This is a genomic window from Plantibacter sp. LMC-P-059a, assembly GCF_030209505.1.
GTDB lineage: Bacteria > Actinomycetota > Actinomycetes > Actinomycetales > Microbacteriaceae > Plantibacter.
This window is the reverse complement of sequence record NZ_JARVRZ010000002.1, coordinates 164,442-181,563: the sequence shown is the minus strand read 5'-3', so window position 1 is coordinate 181,563 and position 17,122 is coordinate 164,442. Positions and strand designations below refer to the sequence as shown.

The following is a 17,122-nucleotide window of genomic DNA, read 5'->3' as shown; positions in this document are numbered from 1 at the left end:
GGCATGCCTCCAGAATTGTGCAGCTAGCTGATCAATTCAGCGTACGCCACCTGAGGGCACCTCGGTGGAGCTTGCGCCAGCGGCTCAGAGGAGCTTGCGCAGCGTCCGCAGGTTGCGCGTGGTGAGGTGCGGCTTGAACCGGGCCTTCGACGACTCCTTCGCGAACGGGGTGTCGGTGCTCGAGCCTTTCGGGACCTCCCAGTAGAGGACGCCGTCACCGGGGGAGACGCGGTCCGGCTGGTCTCCGGCCGTCTCGGCGTACGCCAGCAGGGCGTCGAGGGAGGCCTGCTCCGAGGAGAACATGACGTACGGCTGGACCTGCTCGGTCTCCGGCCACGGGTAGGCGCCGACGACCTCCGCGAGCGCCCGCTGATGGCTGAGGACGATCCAGGCCTCGTAGCCGAAGGCCTCGGCCAGGGCCTGCTCGATGCGGAGTTTGAGCGCGCCGCGAGTGTCGGTCGTCGCGGCACCGGGTGCCTGCTCGGGATCGGTGAAGACCACGTTGCCGCTCGCGAGGACGGTGCGCACCTCCGTGCACCCGATCGAGCGGAACACCTCGGCGAGGTCCGCCGAGCGGATCGTGACACCGCCGACGTTCACCCCGCGCAGGAGCGCGACCCAGCTGTCGGTGCGGACCGCATCGACCGTCACGAGCCGACGGCCGGCTCGGTCGGAGTCGATCCGTCGAACGCGGCCGCACGACGGCGCATCGCCGGGGTGACCTCGCGGTGCACCCAGCTGAGGAGGAACCGTTCGTCGTAGGAGCGCGAGCACTTGCCACAGGAGGTGGCACGGCTCGGGCGCCGGTGCCGGTACAGGACGTGTCCGGACGGACAGGTGCCCACCCAGGGGGCGAGCTCGTCCGCGGTCTGGCCCTCGTGGAGTCGTGAGCCTTCGTAGCCGAGTTCCTCGGCGACCTTACGCCACTTGGGCCCGTGTCCGGCCCGCGCCCCGGCGAGTGCGTGGGCGACCTCGTGCAGCAGGATCTGGTGGATCTCGTCGTCGTCGTAGCGGGCGGCGAGGTACCGGGAGACGGTGATCCGCTTCGTCGTGAAGTTGCAGAGACCGGCTCGGCGCTTCGCGTTGTCGAATCCGAAGGTCCACACCGCCGGGTCGAGGTGCAGCACGATGAGGGCCTGTGCCCACGCCGTGACCCGACTCAGTTCTGCCATGCCTGGATGGTACCCCCGGCGACCGACACGGACGGGCAGGAACCGGGCCTTCCCGCCGCGTGGCGAGATCAGGTCATCGCGGTGCGAGCGGCTCGAGGGGGAGCTCGACGATCCGGTCGTCGTCGGCGCCCGGTGAACCGCGGCCGTCCGTGTTGTTGGTGAGGATCCAGATCGTCCCGGGCGGGCCGGCGACGACGTCGCGGATCCTCCCGAACTCGCCGACGAGGTAGGGGACGGCGTCCACGACGCCGACGAGGGTCGTGCTCCCGGCGGGCACGTGCACGCCGTCGGTGATCCCGTACAGGCGCTCGCCGCGGAGGGACGCCATGAAGATGGTGTCGTCGACGATCGCCAGGCCGCTCGGGCTGGCGTCCTCGGTGGCCCACTGCGCGACCGGGTCGATCAGGCCGTCCGCTCCGGCGATCCCTTCGGCGATCGGCCAGCCGTAGTTGCCGCCGGGCGTGATGCGGTTGAGCTCGTCCCAGGTGTTCTGTCCGAACTCGCTCGCCCAGAGTCCGCCGTCACGATCCCAGGCGAGGCCCTGCGGGTTGCGGTGTCCGAAGGAGTAGACGGGTGAGCCGGGGAAGGGGTTGTCAGCCGGTACCGCGCCCTCCGGGGTGAGCCGGAGGATCTTGCCACCGAGGCTGTCGCCGTCCTGCGCGAGACTCCGGTCGCCCGCGTCTCCGGCGGTGGCGTAGAGCATGCCGTCCGGGCCGAACGCGATGCGGCCGCCGTTGTGGTTGCCTGCCCGCGGGATGCCCACGAGCACCTCCTCGACCGCGCCGAGGGCATACGAGCCGGCCTCGCCGGTGAGCGGTATCCGCACGATGCGGTTGTCGGAGGCCGTCGTGAGGTAGGCGTAGACCCACGTGCCGTCCTCCGTCGACGGTTCCGGGGTGAGCACGGCGAGACCGAGCAACCCACCCTCACCGCCGGCGGCGACGCCTGGGACGACACCGAGCTGACGGACGTCTCCGCCGCTGACGAGTTCGAGGATGTCGCCGGCGTCGCGCTGACTCACGAGCGTGCTGCCGGAGGGGAGCCTCACCATCGACCAGGGCGCTTCCAGGCCGCCGACGACGGTGGTGGCGGCACCGGTCGGCGCGACGGGCCCGATGGGATCCGCGGGCGCCGACGCCGACTCGCTCGGCACGGGGGAAGGGGAGAGCGCCGCCGTGCCCGGCGAGCGGGGGTCGGCCTCCGTGCAGGCCACGAGCGCCAGCGCGGCGGCGAACAGGGTGGTGAGCGCGGCGGGCGCACGCAGGCCCCGTCGTGTCGGCGTCTGCGTGCTGGCCATGGTCAGCCCTTCGTCTGGAAGATGCCCTGGGCGGGGTTCGGGGAGGGGACGGCGGTCTCGTCCGTCACCACTTGCGCACCCGCGACGAAGGCACGTAACTCAGCGCCCGCGACGGCCTTGGCCGGGTGGGGCCCGGCGGCGAGGAGTCGCGGAAGGAAGTCGAGTGGGAGGGCGGTGTTCGAGCCGACGAGGACGACGTTGCCGAAGCGCCGTCCCTTGAGGATCTGCGTCTCGGCCAGCGCGGCCACGTGCGCGACCGAGGCCGACAGGGTGGCGGCCTGCCCGCGGGCGAATGCGAGGCCGCGGCCATCGGCGACGTTCACGACGATCACGCCGGTCGGCGAGAGCAGCTCGACCGCCGAGGCGTAGAACTCCGTGCTCGTCACGTGCGCCGGCGTGTTCGCACCGCTGAAGATGTCCACGACCACGAGGTCGACGGTGCCGCGGAGGCCCGGGGGGAGCTTCGCCACGATCTCTCGTGCGTCGCCGTAGCGGACCCGGATCTGCGCCCGCTTCGACCAGGGCAGGTGCTCGCGCACGAGGTCGATGAGTTCCCGTTCGAGTTCGACGACCTGCTGGCGCGATCCCGGCCGCGTCGCCTCCACGTACCGGGGGAGGGTGAGCGCGCCGGCACCCAGGTGGACGGCCGTGATCGGCTGACCGGGGTCGGCGATCTCGTCGATGATGTGACCGATGCGCTGGATGTACTCGAAGAAGAGCTCCTCGGGCTGGTCGAGGTTGACGTGCGACTGCGGGGTGCCGTCGACCACCAGCTGATAGGTGCCGGGCACGAAGCGGTCGGCCTCGATCCTGGCCAGGTAACCGCTGACGCCGAGTCGTACCTGTGCCTCGTCCATGCCCCCAGCCTAGACTTCCCGCAACAGGACGAGGCGGAGCGGGAAGGGTGCGGCCGTGGCCCAGGTGGACCTCAACAGCGACCTCGGCGAGGTCTGGCGCGGTGTGGCGACGGCCGACGACGAGGCGATGTTCGCCCTGATCACGAGCGCGAACATCGCCTGCGGCTTCCACGCCGGTGACGACCGGTCCATGCGCGACGCCGTCCGCCGCGCGACGGCCCACGGGGTGTCCCTCGGCGCCCATCCCTCCTACCGGGACGAGGCGGGCTTCGGCCGACGCGACCAGGACGTCCGGCCCGAGGTGCTCGAGGCCGAGGTCCTCGAGCAGCTCCGGGCCTTGGGCCGGGCGGTCGACGAGGTCCGCGAGGTCGACGGCGACGGACCCCGGCTCGCGTATGTGAAACCGCACGGCGCCCTCTACAACCGCATCGCCCACGATCGGGTTCAGGCGGTGGCGGTCGTGCGGGCGGTGGTCACGGCCTCCGAAGAGCTCGGGCGGTCGCTCCCTGTCCTCGGTATGCCCGGCTCCGTCGTCGAGGGAGAGGCCCGAGCCGCCGGGCTCCGGTTCGTCGCGGAGGCCTTCGTCGACCGCGGCTACCGCTCGGACGGCTCGCTCGTCCCACGTGATCAGCCGGGGGCCCTGCTGACCGACGAGACGGAGGCCGCCCGCCGCGCCGTCGCCCTCGTCCTGGACCGTCGGATCACCAGCGTCGACGGCGTCGAACGGGATCTCGAAGCCCTCTCGCTTTGCATGCACGGCGACACCCCGGGAGCAGTGTCGATGGCGACGGCGGTCAGGGCGGCCCTCCTGGCGGCCGGCGTCGAGCTGGTCGCACCGTGGTGAACGCGGACACTCCGGCCGGTCCCGTCCTCCGGGCGATGGGGGAGGAGGCGGTCCTCCTCGAACTCGGATCGCTCGACGACGTCCTCCTCGTCCACCGGGCGCTCGCCGCGTCTCGTCCGCACGGTCTCGTCGACCTCGTACCCGCCGCCCGGACCGTGCTCGCGGTGACGGACGCGCGAGGCCCGGCGCTCGCCGCGGTCGGCGCCTGGTTGCTCGCGACGGCGGAACGGGTGCTGCGGCCGGACGGGGGAGACGCGATCGGATCCGCCGCCGTGGCTTCGGAGCGGCCGGAGGTGGTCATCCCGGTCCGCTACGACGGCACCGACCTCCAGGAGACCGCGGCACTTCTGGGGATGGACGCCGATGGGCTCGTCGCGAGGCACACCGGTTGCGTCTGGACCGTGGCGTTCAGCGGGTTCGCACCCGGCTTCGCCTACCTCGTCGGCGGAGCGGCGTGGACGCTCGAGGTCCCGCGACTGAGCGTGCCGCGCACGGTCGTCCCCGCCGGTGCCGTGGCGCTGGCCGGGGGGTTCAGCGGGGTCTATCCGCGGGCCTCTCCGGGCGGATGGCGCATCATCGGGAGCACCGACTCCGTGCTGTGGGACGCCACGGCGGATCCACCGGCGCTGCTCGTCCCCGGGGACCGGGTGCGGTTCGTGCAGGTCACCGCATGATGGGCGGCACCCTGCTCGTGGAGGCCGCCGGGCCGTCCGCCACGGTCCAGGATCTGGGGCGCCCTGGTGCAGCCTCGCTCGGGGTCGGCACGTCCGGCACGCTCGATCGCGGAGCGCTGCGCCTCGCCAACCGCCTCGTCGGCAACCCGGAGGGCCGTGCGGGGCTGGAGATCGTGCTGGGTCCGTTCGCCGCCGTCCCGGACGTCGACCTGTGGGTCGCGGTGACCGGCGCCTGGGGCCCGATCACGGTCGACGGTCGACCGGTCGACGGGCATCGCGCCGTCCTCGTGCCGGCCGGTTCCAGGCTCCAGCTCGGCGCCGCGACGCACGGCCTGCGCTCCCTCCTCGCCGTCCGAGGCGGCTTCGACGGCCCGCAGCTCCTCGGCTCGCGGTCGACCGACACCCTGGCGGGCCTCGGCCCCGAGCCAGTGGCCACCGGCGATCGCCTCGCCGTCCTGCCGACCCCGCGCCGTCGCATCCCGGTGCTCGACATCGCCCCCTGGACGCGGCCGGACGCCGGGGAGCGGCTCGTGCGCATCACGCCGGGACCACGCGCGGACTGGTTCGACGACGACTCCCGTCTACGACTCCTCGAGCAACCCTGGACCGTGACGGCCGACGCCGACCGGATCGGGATGCGCCTCGACGGGACGCCGCTCCAACGAAGGGACCCGGGCCGCGAGCTGCCGAGCGAGGGCATGGTCGCGGGTGCCGTGCAGGTGCCGCCGAGTGGTCTGCCGACCATCCTCCTCGCCGATCACCCCGTCACCGGCGGATACCCCGTCATCGCGGTCGTGCGGCCGACGGACCGCGACCTCCTGGCGCAGCTGCGGCCCGGCCAGCGGGTGCGGTTCAGTCGCACCTGACGGGAACAGCGGGGTCCGCCCGGCGGTTATACCGGAAAGTCGAAAACTCGTCAAGGAAACAGTAGACACGCCGCAGATTCCGGCATATAGTTGTTCTTTGCGCTCCCAGAATCTCTATGCCTTCATATTGCGGTCGGCTGGTGTGCGGGTTCAACCCGCCACATGTTCTCTTTCTGGTGAGTAACTCCACTGACGACCAGTAACTCGGCCCCCAACAGGCCTCCGGAGGTTATCCCCTTGGCTGCTGCGCGCAACGCAACCACCAACTCACCCAAGAACGGCCGCGGAGCATCCCGCCTCTCGTTCGCGAAGATCACCGACACGCTGACGGTTCCAGACCTCCTGGCTCTGCAGACCGAAAGCTTCGACTGGCTGGTCGGCAACGACGTGTGGAAGGCACGCGTCGCTGAAGCCACCCAGGCCGGCCGGCAGGACCTGCCGACGAAGAGCGGCCTCGACGAGATCTTCGAGGAGATCTCTCCCATCGAGGACCTCGGCGAGACGATGCAGCTCTCTTTCGCCAACCCGTACCTCGAGCCCGAGAAGTACTCCATCGACGAGTGCAAGGAACGCGGCAAGACCTACGCGGCCCCGCTCTACGTCGAGGCCGAGTTCATGAACCACCTCACCGGTGAGATCAAGACGCAGACGGTCTTCATGGGCGACTTCCCGCTCATGACGGAGCGCGGTACCTTCATCATCAACGGCACCGAGCGTGTCGTCGTCTCGCAGCTCGTCCGCAGCCCGGGCGTCTACTTCGAGTCGGCTCAGGAGAAGACCTCCGACAAGGACATCTTCTCCGCTCGCGTCATCCCGAGCCGCGGTGCCTGGCTCGAGTTCGAGATCGACAAGCGCGATCAGGTCGGCGTCCGCATCGACCGCAAGCGCAAGCAGTCCGTCACCGTGTTCCTCAAGGCACTCGGCATGACGAGCGAGGAGATCCTCGAGGAGTTCAAGGGCTACGAGTCCATCGAGCTCACCCTCGAGAAGGACACGATCCTCACCAAGGAGGACGCGCTCCGCGACATCTACCGCAAGCTCCGTCCGGGCGAGCAGGTCGCTGCCGAGGCCGCGCGTGCGCTCCTCGACAACTTCTACTTCAACTCGAAGCGCTACGACCTCGCCAAGGTCGGCCGGTACAAGATCAACAACAAGCTCGGTCTCGACAAGCCGCTCAGCGACTCCGTCCTGACGAACGACGACATCGTCGCCACGATCAAGTACCTCGTCGCCCTCCACCGCGGAACGGCCACCCTCCCGGGTGTCCGCAACGGCAAGCCCGTCGACCTCCGTCTCGACACGGACGACATCGACAACTTCGGCAACCGTCGCATCCGCGCCGTCGGCGAGCTCATCCAGAACCAGGTCCGCACCGGCCTGTCCCGCATGGAGCGCGTCGTCCGCGAGCGCATGACCACGCAGGACATCGAGGCGATCACGCCGCAGACCCTGATCAACGTGCGCCCCGTCGTCGCCGCGATCAAGGAGTTCTTCGGAACCTCGCAGCTGTCGCAGTTCATGGACCAGAACAACCCGCTCGCGGGCCTGACCCACAAGCGTCGTCTCTCGGCGCTCGGCCCCGGTGGTCTGTCGCGTGAGCGTGCAGGCGTCGAGGTGCGAGACGTCCACCCGTCGCACTATGGCCGCATGTGCCCGATCGAGACCCCGGAAGGCCCGAACATCGGCCTGATCGGTTCGCTCGCATCGTTCGCGCGGATCAACTCGTTCGGGTTCATCGAGACCCCGTACCGTCGCGTCGTCGACGGCCGGGTCACCGAGGACATCGACTACCTGACCGCGATGGAAGAGGACAACTTCATCGTCGCGCAGGCCAACGCTCCCCTGAAGAGCGACGGCCACTTCCAGGAGGACCGCGTCCTCGCCCGGAAGAAGGGCGGCGAGGTCGACCTCATCCCGTCCGAGGAGATCGGCTACATGGACGTCTCCCCGCGCCAGATGGTGTCGGTCGCGACGTCGCTCATCCCGTTCCTCGAGCACGACGACGCGAACCGCGCACTCATGGGTGCGAACATGCAGCGTCAGGCCGTCCCGCTCCTCATGTCGGACTCGCCGCTCGTCGGTACCGGTATGGAGGGCTATGCGGCCATCGACGCCGGTGACGTCGTCACGGCCGACAAGGCCGGCGTCGTGCAGGAGGTGTCGGCAGAGTCCGTCACGATCCAGCTCGACGAGGGTGGCACGCAGACCTACTACCTGCGCAAGTTCGACCGCTCCAACCAGGGCACGAGCTACAACAACCGCGTCATCGTCTCCGAGGGTGCACGCATCGAGGCCGGCGAGGTCATCGCCGACGGCCCCGCCACGGAGAACGGCGAGCTCGCGCTCGGCAAGAACCTCCTCGTCGCCTTCATGACGTGGGAGGGTCACAACTTCGAGGACGCGATCATCCTCAGCCAGAACCTGGTGAAGGACGACATCCTCTCCTCGATCCACATCGAGGAGTACGAGGTCGACGCGCGCGACACCAAGCTGGGCAAGGAGGAGATCACCCGTGATCTCCCGAACGTCAGCCCGGAGCTGCTCAAGGACCTCGACGAGCGCGGCATCATCCGCATCGGTGCCGAGGTCCGCCCCGGCGACATCCTCGTCGGCAAGGTCACGCCGAAGGGTGAGACCGAGCTCTCCGCCGAGGAGCGCCTGCTCCGCGCCATCTTCAACGAGAAGAGCCGCGAAGTCCGCGACACCTCGCTGAAGGTGCCCCACGGTGAAGCCGGAACGATCATCGCGGTCAAGGTGTTCGACGCACAGGACGGCGACGACGAGCTCGGCTCGGGCGTCAACCAGCGTGTGGTCGTCTACATCGCCCAGAAGCGCAAGATCACCGAGGGCGACAAGCTCGCCGGCCGTCACGGCAACAAGGGTGTCATCGCGAAGATCCTGCCCGTCGAGGACATGCCGTTCCTCGAGGACGGCACGCCGGTCGACGTCATCCTCAACCCGCTCGGCATCCCCGGTCGAATGAACTTCGGCCAGGTCCTCGAGATCCACCTGGGTTGGATCGCGAAGCAGGGCTGGAACGTCGAGGGCAAGCCGTCCTGGGCGAAGAAGCTGCCCGCGGCCGCCCACTCGGCGGAGCCGAACACCAAGGTCGCGACCCCGGTGTTCGACGGCGCTTCCGAGGAGGAGATCGCCGGTCTGCTCGACTCGACCAATGTCACCCGCGACGGTGACCGCCTGATCGGTTCCTCCGGAAAGGCCCGTCTGTTCGACGGCCGCTCCGGCGAGCCGTTCCCGGCGCCGGTCTCGGTCGGCTACATGTACATCCTCAAGCTGCACCACCTCGTGGACGACAAGATCCACGCGCGTTCGACGGGTCCGTACTCGATGATCACGCAGCAGCCGCTCGGTGGTAAGGCTCAGTTCGGTGGACAGCGCTTCGGTGAGATGGAGGTCTGGGCCCTCGAGGCCTATGGAGCCGCGTACGCGCTCCAGGAGCTCCTGACCATCAAGTCCGACGACATCCTCGGCCGCGTCAAGGTGTACGAGGCCATCGTCAAGGGCGAGAACATCCAGGAGCCGGGTATCCCCGAGAGCTTCAAGGTGCTCATCAAGGAAATGCAGTCGCTGTGCTTGAACGTCGAGGTCCTCTCGGCCGACGGCACCGCGGTGAGCCTGCGCGACACCGACGACGACGCCTTCCGCGCCGCCGAGGAGCTCGGGATCAACATTTCCTCCAGGTTCGAGTCGTCGTCCATCGACGAGATCTAAGCCTGACCACTGTAGAGACTGACGAAACCTTTCATAGGAGATACATTGCTCGACGTCACAACTTTTGACGAGCTTCGCATTGGTCTGGCCACCGCAGACGACATCCGTGCCTGGTCGCACGGAGAGGTCAAGAAGCCCGAGACCATCAACTACCGCACCCTCAAGCCCGAGAAGGACGGTCTGTTCGGTGAGCAGATCTTCGGTCCTTCCCGCGACTGGGAGTGCGCCTGCGGCAAGTACAAGCGGGTCCGCTTCAAGGGCATCGTGTGCGAGCGCTGCGGTGTCGAGGTCACGAAGTCGTCGGTGCGCCGTGAGCGCATGGGCCACATCGAACTCGCCGCCCCGGTCACGCACATCTGGTACTTCAAGGGTGTCCCTTCGCGCCTCGGCTACCTGCTGGACATGGCGCCCAAGGACCTCGAGAAGGTCATCTACTTCGCGGCCTACATGGTCATCGATGTGGACGAGGACGCACGTCACCAGGACATGCCCGGCCTTGAGAACGAGCTCCGCCTCGAGATCAAGACGCTCGGCGACCAGCGCGACTCGCGCATCGCAGACCGCCTGAAGAAGCTCGAGGACGACCTCGTCGCCCTCGAGGAGGAAGGCGCCAAGAGCGAGCAGAAGCGTCGCACCAAGGACGCCGCTGAGAAGGAGATGAGCCAGACCCGCAAGTCCTACGACGAGCAGATCGCTCACCTCGAGCGCGTCTGGGAGGACTTCCGCAACCTCAAGGTCGGCGACCTCAAGCCCGAGGACTCCGTGTTCCACGAGCTGCAGGACCGCTTCGGCCTGTACTTCGAGGCCTACATGGGTGCCGAGGCGGTCAAGAAGCGCCTGCTGTCCTTCGACCTCGCCGCCGAGTCCGAGCTGCTCCACCACCAGATCGCGGAGGGCAAGGGTCAGAAGAAGATCCGCGCCATCAAGCGTCTGCGCGTGGTCAACTCGTTCCTCATCACCGGCAACTCGCCGGCCGCGATGGTGCTCGACGTGGTCCCCGTGATCCCGCCGGAGCTCCGTCCGATGGTGCAGCTCGACGGTGGCCGCTTCGCGACCTCCGACCTCAACGACCTCTACCGTCGTGTGATCAACCGCAACAACCGTCTGCGTCGTCTGCTCGACCTCGGGGCTCCCGAGATCATCGTCAACAACGAGAAGCGGATGCTGCAGGAGGCCGTCGACGCCCTGTTCGACAACGGTCGTCGTGGTCGCCCCGTCACCGGTACCGGCAACCGCGCCCTGAAGTCCCTCAGCGACATGCTGAAGGGGAAGCAGGGTCGTTTCCGCCAGAACCTCCTCGGAAAGCGCGTCGACTACTCCGGCCGTTCGGTCATCATCGTCGGCCCGCAGCTGAAGCTGCACCAGTGTGGTCTGCCCAAGCAGATGGCGCTGGAGCTCTTCAAGCCGTTCGTCATCAAGCGTCTGATCGACCTGAGCCACGCTCAGAACATCAAGGCAGCGAAGCGCATGGTCGAGCGCAGCCGTCCCGAGGTCTGGGACGTGCTGGAGGAGATCATCCGCGAGCGCCCCGTGCTGCTGAACCGTGCGCCAACGCTGCACCGTCTCGGCATCCAGGCGTTCGAGCCTCAGCTCGTCGAGGGCAAGGCCATCCAGCTGCACCCGCTCGTGTGCGCCGCGTTCAACGCGGACTTCGACGGCGACCAGATGGCTGTCCACCTCCCGCTGTCCGTCGAGGCCCAGGCCGAGGCGCGCATCCTGATGCTCGCGTCGAACAACATCCTGAAGCCGTCCGACGGCCGCCCGGTCACCCTGCCCACGCAGGACATGATCATCGGCCTCCACCACCTCACCACCCTCAAGGAGGGTGTCGAGGGTGAGGGTCGTGCCTTCTCGTCGGTCGCCGAGGCGATCCTCGCGAAGGACCAGGGCTCGCTCGACCTCAACGCCAAGGTGCGCATCCGTCTGACCGACGTGACGTTCGCCGAGGGCACGGGGCCCGAGGGCTACGAGGGTTCCGGCGTCGCACTCGTCGAGACCACGCTCGGTCGCGCACTCTTCAACGAGGCGCTGCCGGCGGACTACCCCTACGTCGAGGACGTGGCGGACAAGGGCAAGCTGTCCTCGATCGTCAACGACCTCGCGGAGCGGTACCCGAAGACGGTCGTCGCGGCCACGCTCGACAACATCAAGGACGCCGGTTTCCACTGGGCGACGCGTTCCGGTGTGACCGTTGCGCTCAGCGACGTCCTGACCCCGCCGAACAAGCGGGAGATCGTCCAGGGCTACGAGAAGCAGGCCGCCAAGGTCCAGAGCCAGTTCGACAAGGGTCTGACCACGGATGCCGAGCGTCGTCAGGAGCTCATCAAGATCTGGACGGAGGCCACCGAGAAGGTCGCCGAGGCCATGCGCGCGAACTTCCCGGCGGACAACACCATCAACCGCATGGTGTCGTCGGGTGCTCGTGGTAACTGGCTGCAGATCCGCAACATCGCGGGTATGCGAGGCCTGGTGAACAACCCGAAGGGTGAGATCATCCCTCGCCCGATCATCTCCTCCTACCGTGAGGGCCTGTCGGTCGCGGAGTACTTCATCGCGACCCACGGTGCTCGTAAGGGTCTGGCTGACACGGCGCTCCGTACCGCCGACTCGGGATACCTCACGCGTCGTCTCGTCGACGTCTCGCAGGATGTCATCATCCGCGAAGACGACTGCGGCACGACCAAGGGTCTCGAGCTCGCGATCGCGAACGCCGACAGCTCGGGTGAGCTCGTGCGCGACCCGAACGTGGAGAACTCCGTGTTCGCCCGTTCGCTGGCCGCCGCTGCGGTCAACCCGAAGGGTGAGGTCGTCGCCGAGGCTGGCGAGGACGTCGGTGACGTGCTCATCGACAAGCTCGTGTCGGCCGGTGTCGAGAACATCAAGGTGCGCTCGGTCCTGACCTGCGAGTCGACCGTCGGTGTGTGTGCAGCCTGCTACGGCCGCTCGCTCGCCACGGGCAAGCTCGTCGACATCGGCGAGGCCGTCGGCATCATCGCGGCCCAGTCGATCGGTGAGCCCGGTACCCAGCTGACGATGCGTACCTTCCACACCGGTGGTTCCGCGTCGGCAGACGACATCACGCAGGGTCTGCCCCGCGTGCAGGAGCTGTTCGAGGCGCGTACCCCCAAGGGTGCTACCCCGATCGCCGAGGCCGCCGGTCGCATCACGATCGACGAGAACGACAAGTCGCGCAAGGTCATCCTGACGCCCGACAACGGCGACGAGCCGGTCGTCTACCCGGTGCTGAAGCGTGCGGTCCTCCTCGTCGAGGACGGACAGCACGTCGAGCTCGGTCAGAAGATCCACGTCGGTGCGGTCGACCCCAAGGAGGTCCTGCGTGTGCAGGGCGTCCGCGAGGTCCAGAAGCACCTTGTCGGTGGCGTCCAGGGCGTGTACCGCTCGCAGGGTGTCCCGATCCACGACAAGCACATCGAGGTCATCGTGCGCCAGATGCTGCGGAAGGTGACCGTCGTCGACCACGGCGACACCGACCTGCTGCCCGGCGAGCTCGTCGACCGCCTGCGCTACGCCGAGCTCAACCGCTCGGCCGTGTCGGAGGGTCGTCGCACCGCGTCGGCTCGCCAGGAGGTCATGGGTATCACCAAGGCCTCCCTCGCGACCGAGTCGTGGCTGTCGGCCGCTTCCTTCCAGGAGACCACGCGTGTCCTCACGCAGGCCGCCATGGAAGGCAAGAGCGACCCGCTGGTCGGCCTCAAGGAGAACGTCATCATCGGTAAGCTCATCCCGGCCGGTACCGGCCTGGCGCGCTACCGCAACGTGACGGTCGAGGCCACGGAAGAGGCGAAGGCGGAGCGTTACCCGAACCGCATCTTCGGTGAGGACGGCGCGTTCAACGAGTCCGACCTGAGCTTCGTCGACTTCGACAGCTTCAGCTCCGACGACTTCACCCCGGGGAACTACAACTAGGGGTTGAACGACTCAACCGGAAGGCCCGCCCTGCATCATGCAGGGCGGGCCTTCCGCCGTTTGTGGGGGACACCCGAGTTGTGCGGGCGGGCCGGGGCCGACATGCTGAGGGGATGAGCGATCAGCCCGAGCAGCCCACCGGTTCGTTCCAGCCCTTGGAACCTGACTCGGCAGCGGCGCAGCCGGACGTCCGGTACGGCGCACCGGCGCCGAAGCGGAAGCGGAACCCCCTCGTCATCTGGCTGAGCGTGCTGGCCGCGGTGCTCGTGATCGCGCTCGTCGTCGTGATCGGACTCCTCGTCGTCGGTCAGGGCGGTACTCCCGCGGCGGACGCCACCGGCACGCCGACCGTGACGGCCACTGCGGACCCGACTCCGGCGCCGACCGCGACGGACGCCGCCGTGACGCCCGCCGCGCCCGTGCGGCCTACCGACTGCACGCAGCTCTTCCCCGCCGGCTACATCGACTCGGTGACCGAGGGCGGGATCCTCGAGCTCAACCCGGCGTGGGCACAGCCGGATCTCGCGACGGAGTTCATCGGGTCGAACGACAACGCGCTCGTGGCCGTCATCTCGGCGAACACCGACCGCCTCAACTGCATCCTCGCCAAGTCGAGTGGTGGTGGGGACCTCGGGATCACGACGAACGTGCTGGTGGTCGACGACGCCACGCAGACCGCTGCGATCGCGCGGATGAACGAGGCCGGCTTCACCTGCTCCGAGGAGACCGGTGGCACGATGTGCTTCACCGAGACGACCGAGGACGCCGGCACCTACGGGGAGCGCCACTTCCTCCGCGACGGGACGTGGATCGCGACCCGCTGGTCGAACACGTCCATCACCGGCTGGACGCAGACGATCGTCTCCACGCTCTTCCCCGCCTGAGACCCGGGTCCCGCTTCCGGCTAGGCGATGCTCCAGTAGTACACGTCCGCGCCGGGGTGCAGGACGGTGATGGCCTCGTCGACGGTGCGGTAGTCGGTGTCGTCGGTGTGCCCGGCGTAGTACACCTGGGTTCCGGCGTCCGTGGTCTCGACGCGGGACACGATGCCCGTGTGGTCCCGGTCGCCACTGTTGTCCCAGTCGAACTGCACGATGTCGCCGACCTTGACCTGGTCACGCTGGGTGTCGTCGAGCGCGGTGGCGAGGTCCGGGCGCCCCTCCAGGTAGTTCATGAAGAACGTGGAACTGACCCAGGCCTTCGAGAAGTCGAAGTCCTCGCCCGTCCCCTCGGCCCACCAGTCCTCGTGCATCGTCCACCCGCGCTCGATGAGACTCTGGCTGGCGAAGTTCGCGCAGTCGGTGTCGGGGAGCGAGCCGTATTCGGCGAGGTTGTAGTCGTCCCAGTGCGCGAAGACGTAGGCCATCTGTGTGTCGACGGGACTCATGATGTCGTAGCGGTAGCTCAGGGTGTCGCCGTCGATCCGGAGGTCGTCCGCGTACACGGCGATGCCGACGTCGGCGGGGGAGAAGTCCGAAGCAGGCGGCACAGCGACCGTCACCTCGGTGCTCGTCGCCGACAGGATCTCGGCGTCCTGCGATCCGAAGACGACGCGCGTGACGCCGTCCACGTCGGTTCCGCTGACGGTCACCGTGCTGCCGCCCGCCACGGGGCCGGTCGTCTCGGAGATCGCCGTGACCGCCGTGGCGTTCACCGTGGACGCGGGGACCGACAGCGCCGGATCGCCGTCCGGTTGCGCGGCGGCGCCTGAGCGAGGCGAGCCGGCGCCGTTCACCGCGAGCGGCGCGATGACCGCGGTGGCGAGGAGCAGGGCGGCACCGGCAGCAGCACCGGCGACGACGCGGCGTCCGCGGAGGGGCAGGCCGCGGTATCGGGCCGAGAGGCGACGGTGCGGCGAGTGGGCACGGGCGTCGTCGCGCTGGGCGTGGGGGAGCTGCTCTGGCATGGTGCCTTTCCGGGGGATACGCCGTGGGGAGCGGCGTCGCGGGATCGGCGTTGATCCGACAAGTGTCTGTTGTGAGTCCCACTCAACCGCGCGGAGCTGAGGGGACCGTTTTCTTCGGATATGAATCAGACCTGAATCGCGATCGATGGGAGTGCCGCGTGCTCGGCGAGCTTGCCGGGCATCCCGGCCCGGTGTTGCTACCGTGGCGGACGGAGCGCCGTGCGGGCGCTCCTGAACAGGCTTCCGCCGAAGGAGTACGCGATGAGCACCCAGAACCCCGAGCCCGGATCGTCGACCGACCCGACCACTCCGGCGGCTGCCCAGACCGCGTCTGGTACCGCCCGTCCCACCACCGCGAGCGGTGACCCCGTGGTCGAGCGCGACATCCTCTCCGAAGACACCGTCCAGCAGGACACGATCACGACGGCGGACGGCGTCGGCGCCGACCCGGTCGTCGAGGACCGGCGCGCGGCAGCTCGCAGTGACGCCGACGCCGGTGTCCGCGAGACGCGCCCGTACCGCCCGCACACCCCGCAGCGCGCGTACTCGAACGTCGATGACGACGACGACACCACGTCCACGTCGACCACTGCGGCGACGTCCCAGCAGGCCGACACCGGCGCGCACCCCTACCCGGCGGCGGCCTACGAGCCGGTCGCGCGCTCCGGCGCGAGCGACACCGCCGCCGCGACGGAGACGGAGCAGCAGCAGGCCTTCCCGCTCTACGTCCAGGCGCCGTCGGAGCCGGAGGTCCGCGGCAACCGCGGCTTCGGCATCCTCATCGGTCTGCTCGGCACCATCATCTTCGCCGGTCTGTACGCAGCCGCCGTCGCGGGCCTCCAGCTCGTCCTCGAGGGCGACGGCACCTTCGTCCAGAACCTCATCACGATCTCCACCAGCTGGCCCTTCCTGCTGGCGACCGCCGGGTTCTTCCTGTCCTGGGTGGTCACGGCCACGATCGTCAACCGTTCCGGCTGGGTGCACTGGGTGCTCGGCGGCTTCATCATCGGACTGGTCGTCTTCCTCGCTTGGGTCGGCGGATTCCTCATCCAGGAGCGCGCGTGGACGCTGAGTGTCGATGAGGTGCTCGCCGAAGTGACCGGCGTCGCGTTCACCTTCGGACCGGTCCTCGCGTTCGTCGTCGCCCGCGAGATCCCCGTCTGGTTCGGCGGCTGGATCGCCGCCCGCGGACGCAAGGTCCGTGAGGCCAACCTCGAGGCCCGCGCCGAGTACGAGCGTGTCCTCGAGGCCGGACCGACCACCGCCCGCTGAGCATGACCGACCGCGAGCGGGAGCACGGGGCACCAGGGCCCTGGTGGGTCGCTCCGTTCGCGGCGATTACTTATGTCGCGCTCGTCGTCTGCGCGTTCGGCTTCATCAGTCTGCTGGCGGATCTCGACGTGGTCACCGATCCGGACGCGGGGCCGCTGACCGGCCCGTTGATGGTCGTCGTGGCCGCACTCGTGGTGCTCTGGGCGATCATCCGCGAGACGCGCCGGACGCCGGTGCGCGTCTCGGTGGGATCGGCCGTCCTGGCCGGGCTGCTCGCGTGGCTCGCCTACGGGGTCAGTGGCGGGATCTTCGATGCGGTGGCGAGTCGGGACGGAGCCGATGCTGCCGCGTTCGCGGTCGCGACGCTGACAGGGCCGTTCTCGGTGACCGTCGGGGTGCTTGCCCTCGTCATCGTGCTCGCCGCAGCCGCGGTGGCGACCTCGTCGACCGGCGGCCGGCCGACACCGCGGTGGCCGTGGGAGCACGGCGGCATCTGATCGCGGCGGGCTCACGCGCCGACGCGTCGCTTGCGCGATAATCGTTGCGTTGCTGCCGTCGGCCGACGGCGCCTGGGGAGG

The 17,122-nt window shown here is 68.8% G+C and carries 13 protein-coding genes; 8 read left to right on the top strand and 5 right to left on the bottom strand.

Annotated elements, in window-relative coordinates:
- Positions 1 to 84: 84 nt before the first annotated feature.
- The 4 genes from QRN27_RS04275 to QRN27_RS04260 form a co-directional block, all read right to left on the bottom strand.
- Complete coding sequence (locus QRN27_RS04275) at positions 85 to 651, bottom strand: DUF1697 domain-containing protein (RefSeq protein ID WP_285040850.1); 567 nt, start codon at positions 649 to 651, stop codon at positions 85 to 87.
- Positions 648 to 1,172 carry a SprT-like domain-containing protein gene (locus QRN27_RS04270; protein ID WP_285040849.1) on the bottom strand — a complete coding sequence of 175 codons (525 nt, stop codon included), beginning with the start codon at positions 1,170 to 1,172 and terminating at the stop codon, positions 648 to 650. The genes QRN27_RS04275 and QRN27_RS04270 overlap by 4 nt, the downstream gene beginning before the upstream one ends.
- A 73-nt stretch (positions 1,173 to 1,245) precedes the next feature.
- Positions 1,246 to 2,469 (bottom strand): PQQ-dependent sugar dehydrogenase, encoded by a 1,224-nt coding sequence (locus tag QRN27_RS04265; protein ID WP_285040848.1) that lies wholly within the window; start codon positions 2,467 to 2,469, stop codon positions 1,246 to 1,248.
- Between the two features lie 2 nt (positions 2,470 to 2,471).
- A complete protein-coding gene (locus QRN27_RS04260) occupies positions 2,472 to 3,326 on the bottom strand; it encodes a spermidine synthase (protein WP_285040847.1) in 855 nt (284 codons plus the stop codon).
- Positions 3,327 to 3,381: 55 nt separating this feature from the next.
- Between QRN27_RS04260 and QRN27_RS04255 the strand changes: the two genes are divergently transcribed.
- The 6 genes from QRN27_RS04255 to QRN27_RS04230 all read left to right on the top strand — a co-directional run bounded on the left by QRN27_RS04255 (position 3,382) and on the right by QRN27_RS04230 (position 14,250).
- On the top strand, positions 3,382 to 4,170 hold the full coding sequence (locus QRN27_RS04255; RefSeq protein WP_285040846.1) for a LamB/YcsF family protein: 789 nt from the start codon (positions 3,382 to 3,384) through the stop codon (positions 4,168 to 4,170).
- Positions 4,164 to 4,844: a 5-oxoprolinase subunit B family protein gene (locus QRN27_RS04250; protein ID WP_285040845.1), complete on the top strand. Its 681-nt coding sequence runs from the start codon at positions 4,164 to 4,166 to the stop codon at positions 4,842 to 4,844. Before QRN27_RS04255 ends, QRN27_RS04250 begins: the two co-directional genes overlap by 7 nt.
- The gene (locus tag QRN27_RS04245; RefSeq protein WP_350224085.1) at positions 4,841 to 5,710 is read left to right on the top strand and encodes a 5-oxoprolinase subunit C family protein; all 870 of its coding nucleotides are present in this window, start codon (positions 4,841 to 4,843) and stop codon (positions 5,708 to 5,710) included. The genes QRN27_RS04250 and QRN27_RS04245 overlap by 4 nt, the downstream gene beginning before the upstream one ends.
- Positions 5,711 to 5,947: 237 nt before the next feature.
- On the top strand, positions 5,948 to 9,439 hold the full coding sequence (gene rpoB / locus QRN27_RS04240; RefSeq protein ID WP_056008244.1) for a DNA-directed RNA polymerase subunit beta: 3,492 nt from the start codon (positions 5,948 to 5,950) through the stop codon (positions 9,437 to 9,439).
- A 45-nt stretch (positions 9,440 to 9,484) separates the two neighbouring features.
- Entirely contained in the window at positions 9,485 to 13,366 is a 3,882-nt protein-coding gene (locus QRN27_RS04235) for a DNA-directed RNA polymerase subunit beta' (RefSeq protein WP_056008241.1), read from the top strand.
- Between the two features lie 113 nt (positions 13,367 to 13,479).
- Positions 13,480 to 14,250, top strand: coding sequence for a hypothetical protein (locus QRN27_RS04230; RefSeq protein ID WP_285040844.1), 771 nt, complete (start codon positions 13,480 to 13,482; stop codon positions 14,248 to 14,250).
- A 20-nt stretch (positions 14,251 to 14,270) separates the two neighbouring features.
- Here the strand turns inward: QRN27_RS04230 and QRN27_RS04225 are convergent, their stop codons facing one another.
- Entirely contained in the window at positions 14,271 to 15,272 is a 1,002-nt protein-coding gene (locus QRN27_RS04225) for an amidase domain-containing protein (protein WP_285040843.1), read from the bottom strand.
- Positions 15,273 to 15,533: 261 nt separating this feature from the next.
- Here QRN27_RS04225 and QRN27_RS04220 point away from each other — a divergent pair, with 261 nt between their 5' ends.
- Positions 15,534 to 16,544: a hypothetical protein gene (locus QRN27_RS04220; protein ID WP_285040842.1), complete on the top strand. Its 1,011-nt coding sequence runs from the start codon at positions 15,534 to 15,536 to the stop codon at positions 16,542 to 16,544.
- Positions 16,545 to 16,546: 2 nt separating this feature from the next.
- Positions 16,547 to 17,041 (top strand): DUF6121 family protein, encoded by a 495-nt coding sequence (locus QRN27_RS04215; protein ID WP_285040841.1) that lies wholly within the window; start codon positions 16,547 to 16,549, stop codon positions 17,039 to 17,041.
- Positions 17,042 to 17,122: the final 81 nt, after the last annotated feature.

Excerpts from the sequence above, each read along its gene's own strand:
- QRN27_RS04215 (WP_285040841.1), top strand. The coding sequence starts at position 16,547 with ATGACCGACCGCGAGCGGGAGCACGGGGCACCAGGGCCCTGGTGGGTC.
- QRN27_RS04225 (WP_285040843.1), bottom strand. The coding sequence starts at position 15,272 with ATGCCAGAGCAGCTCCCCCACGCCCAGCGCGACGACGCCCGTGCCCAC.
- QRN27_RS04260 (WP_285040847.1), bottom strand. The coding sequence starts at position 3,326 with ATGGACGAGGCACAGGTACGACTCGGCGTCAGCGGTTACCTGGCCAGG.
- QRN27_RS04220 (WP_285040842.1), top strand. The coding sequence starts at position 15,534 with ATGAGCACCCAGAACCCCGAGCCCGGATCGTCGACCGACCCGACCACT.
- QRN27_RS04270 (WP_285040849.1), bottom strand. The coding sequence starts at position 1,172 with ATGGCAGAACTGAGTCGGGTCACGGCGTGGGCACAGGCCCTCATCGTG.
- QRN27_RS04265 (WP_285040848.1), bottom strand. The coding sequence starts at position 2,469 with ATGGCCAGCACGCAGACGCCGACACGACGGGGCCTGCGTGCGCCCGCC.
- QRN27_RS04245 (WP_350224085.1), top strand. The coding sequence starts at position 4,841 with ATGATGGGCGGCACCCTGCTCGTGGAGGCCGCCGGGCCGTCCGCCACG.
- QRN27_RS04230 (WP_285040844.1), top strand. The coding sequence starts at position 13,480 with ATGAGCGATCAGCCCGAGCAGCCCACCGGTTCGTTCCAGCCCTTGGAA.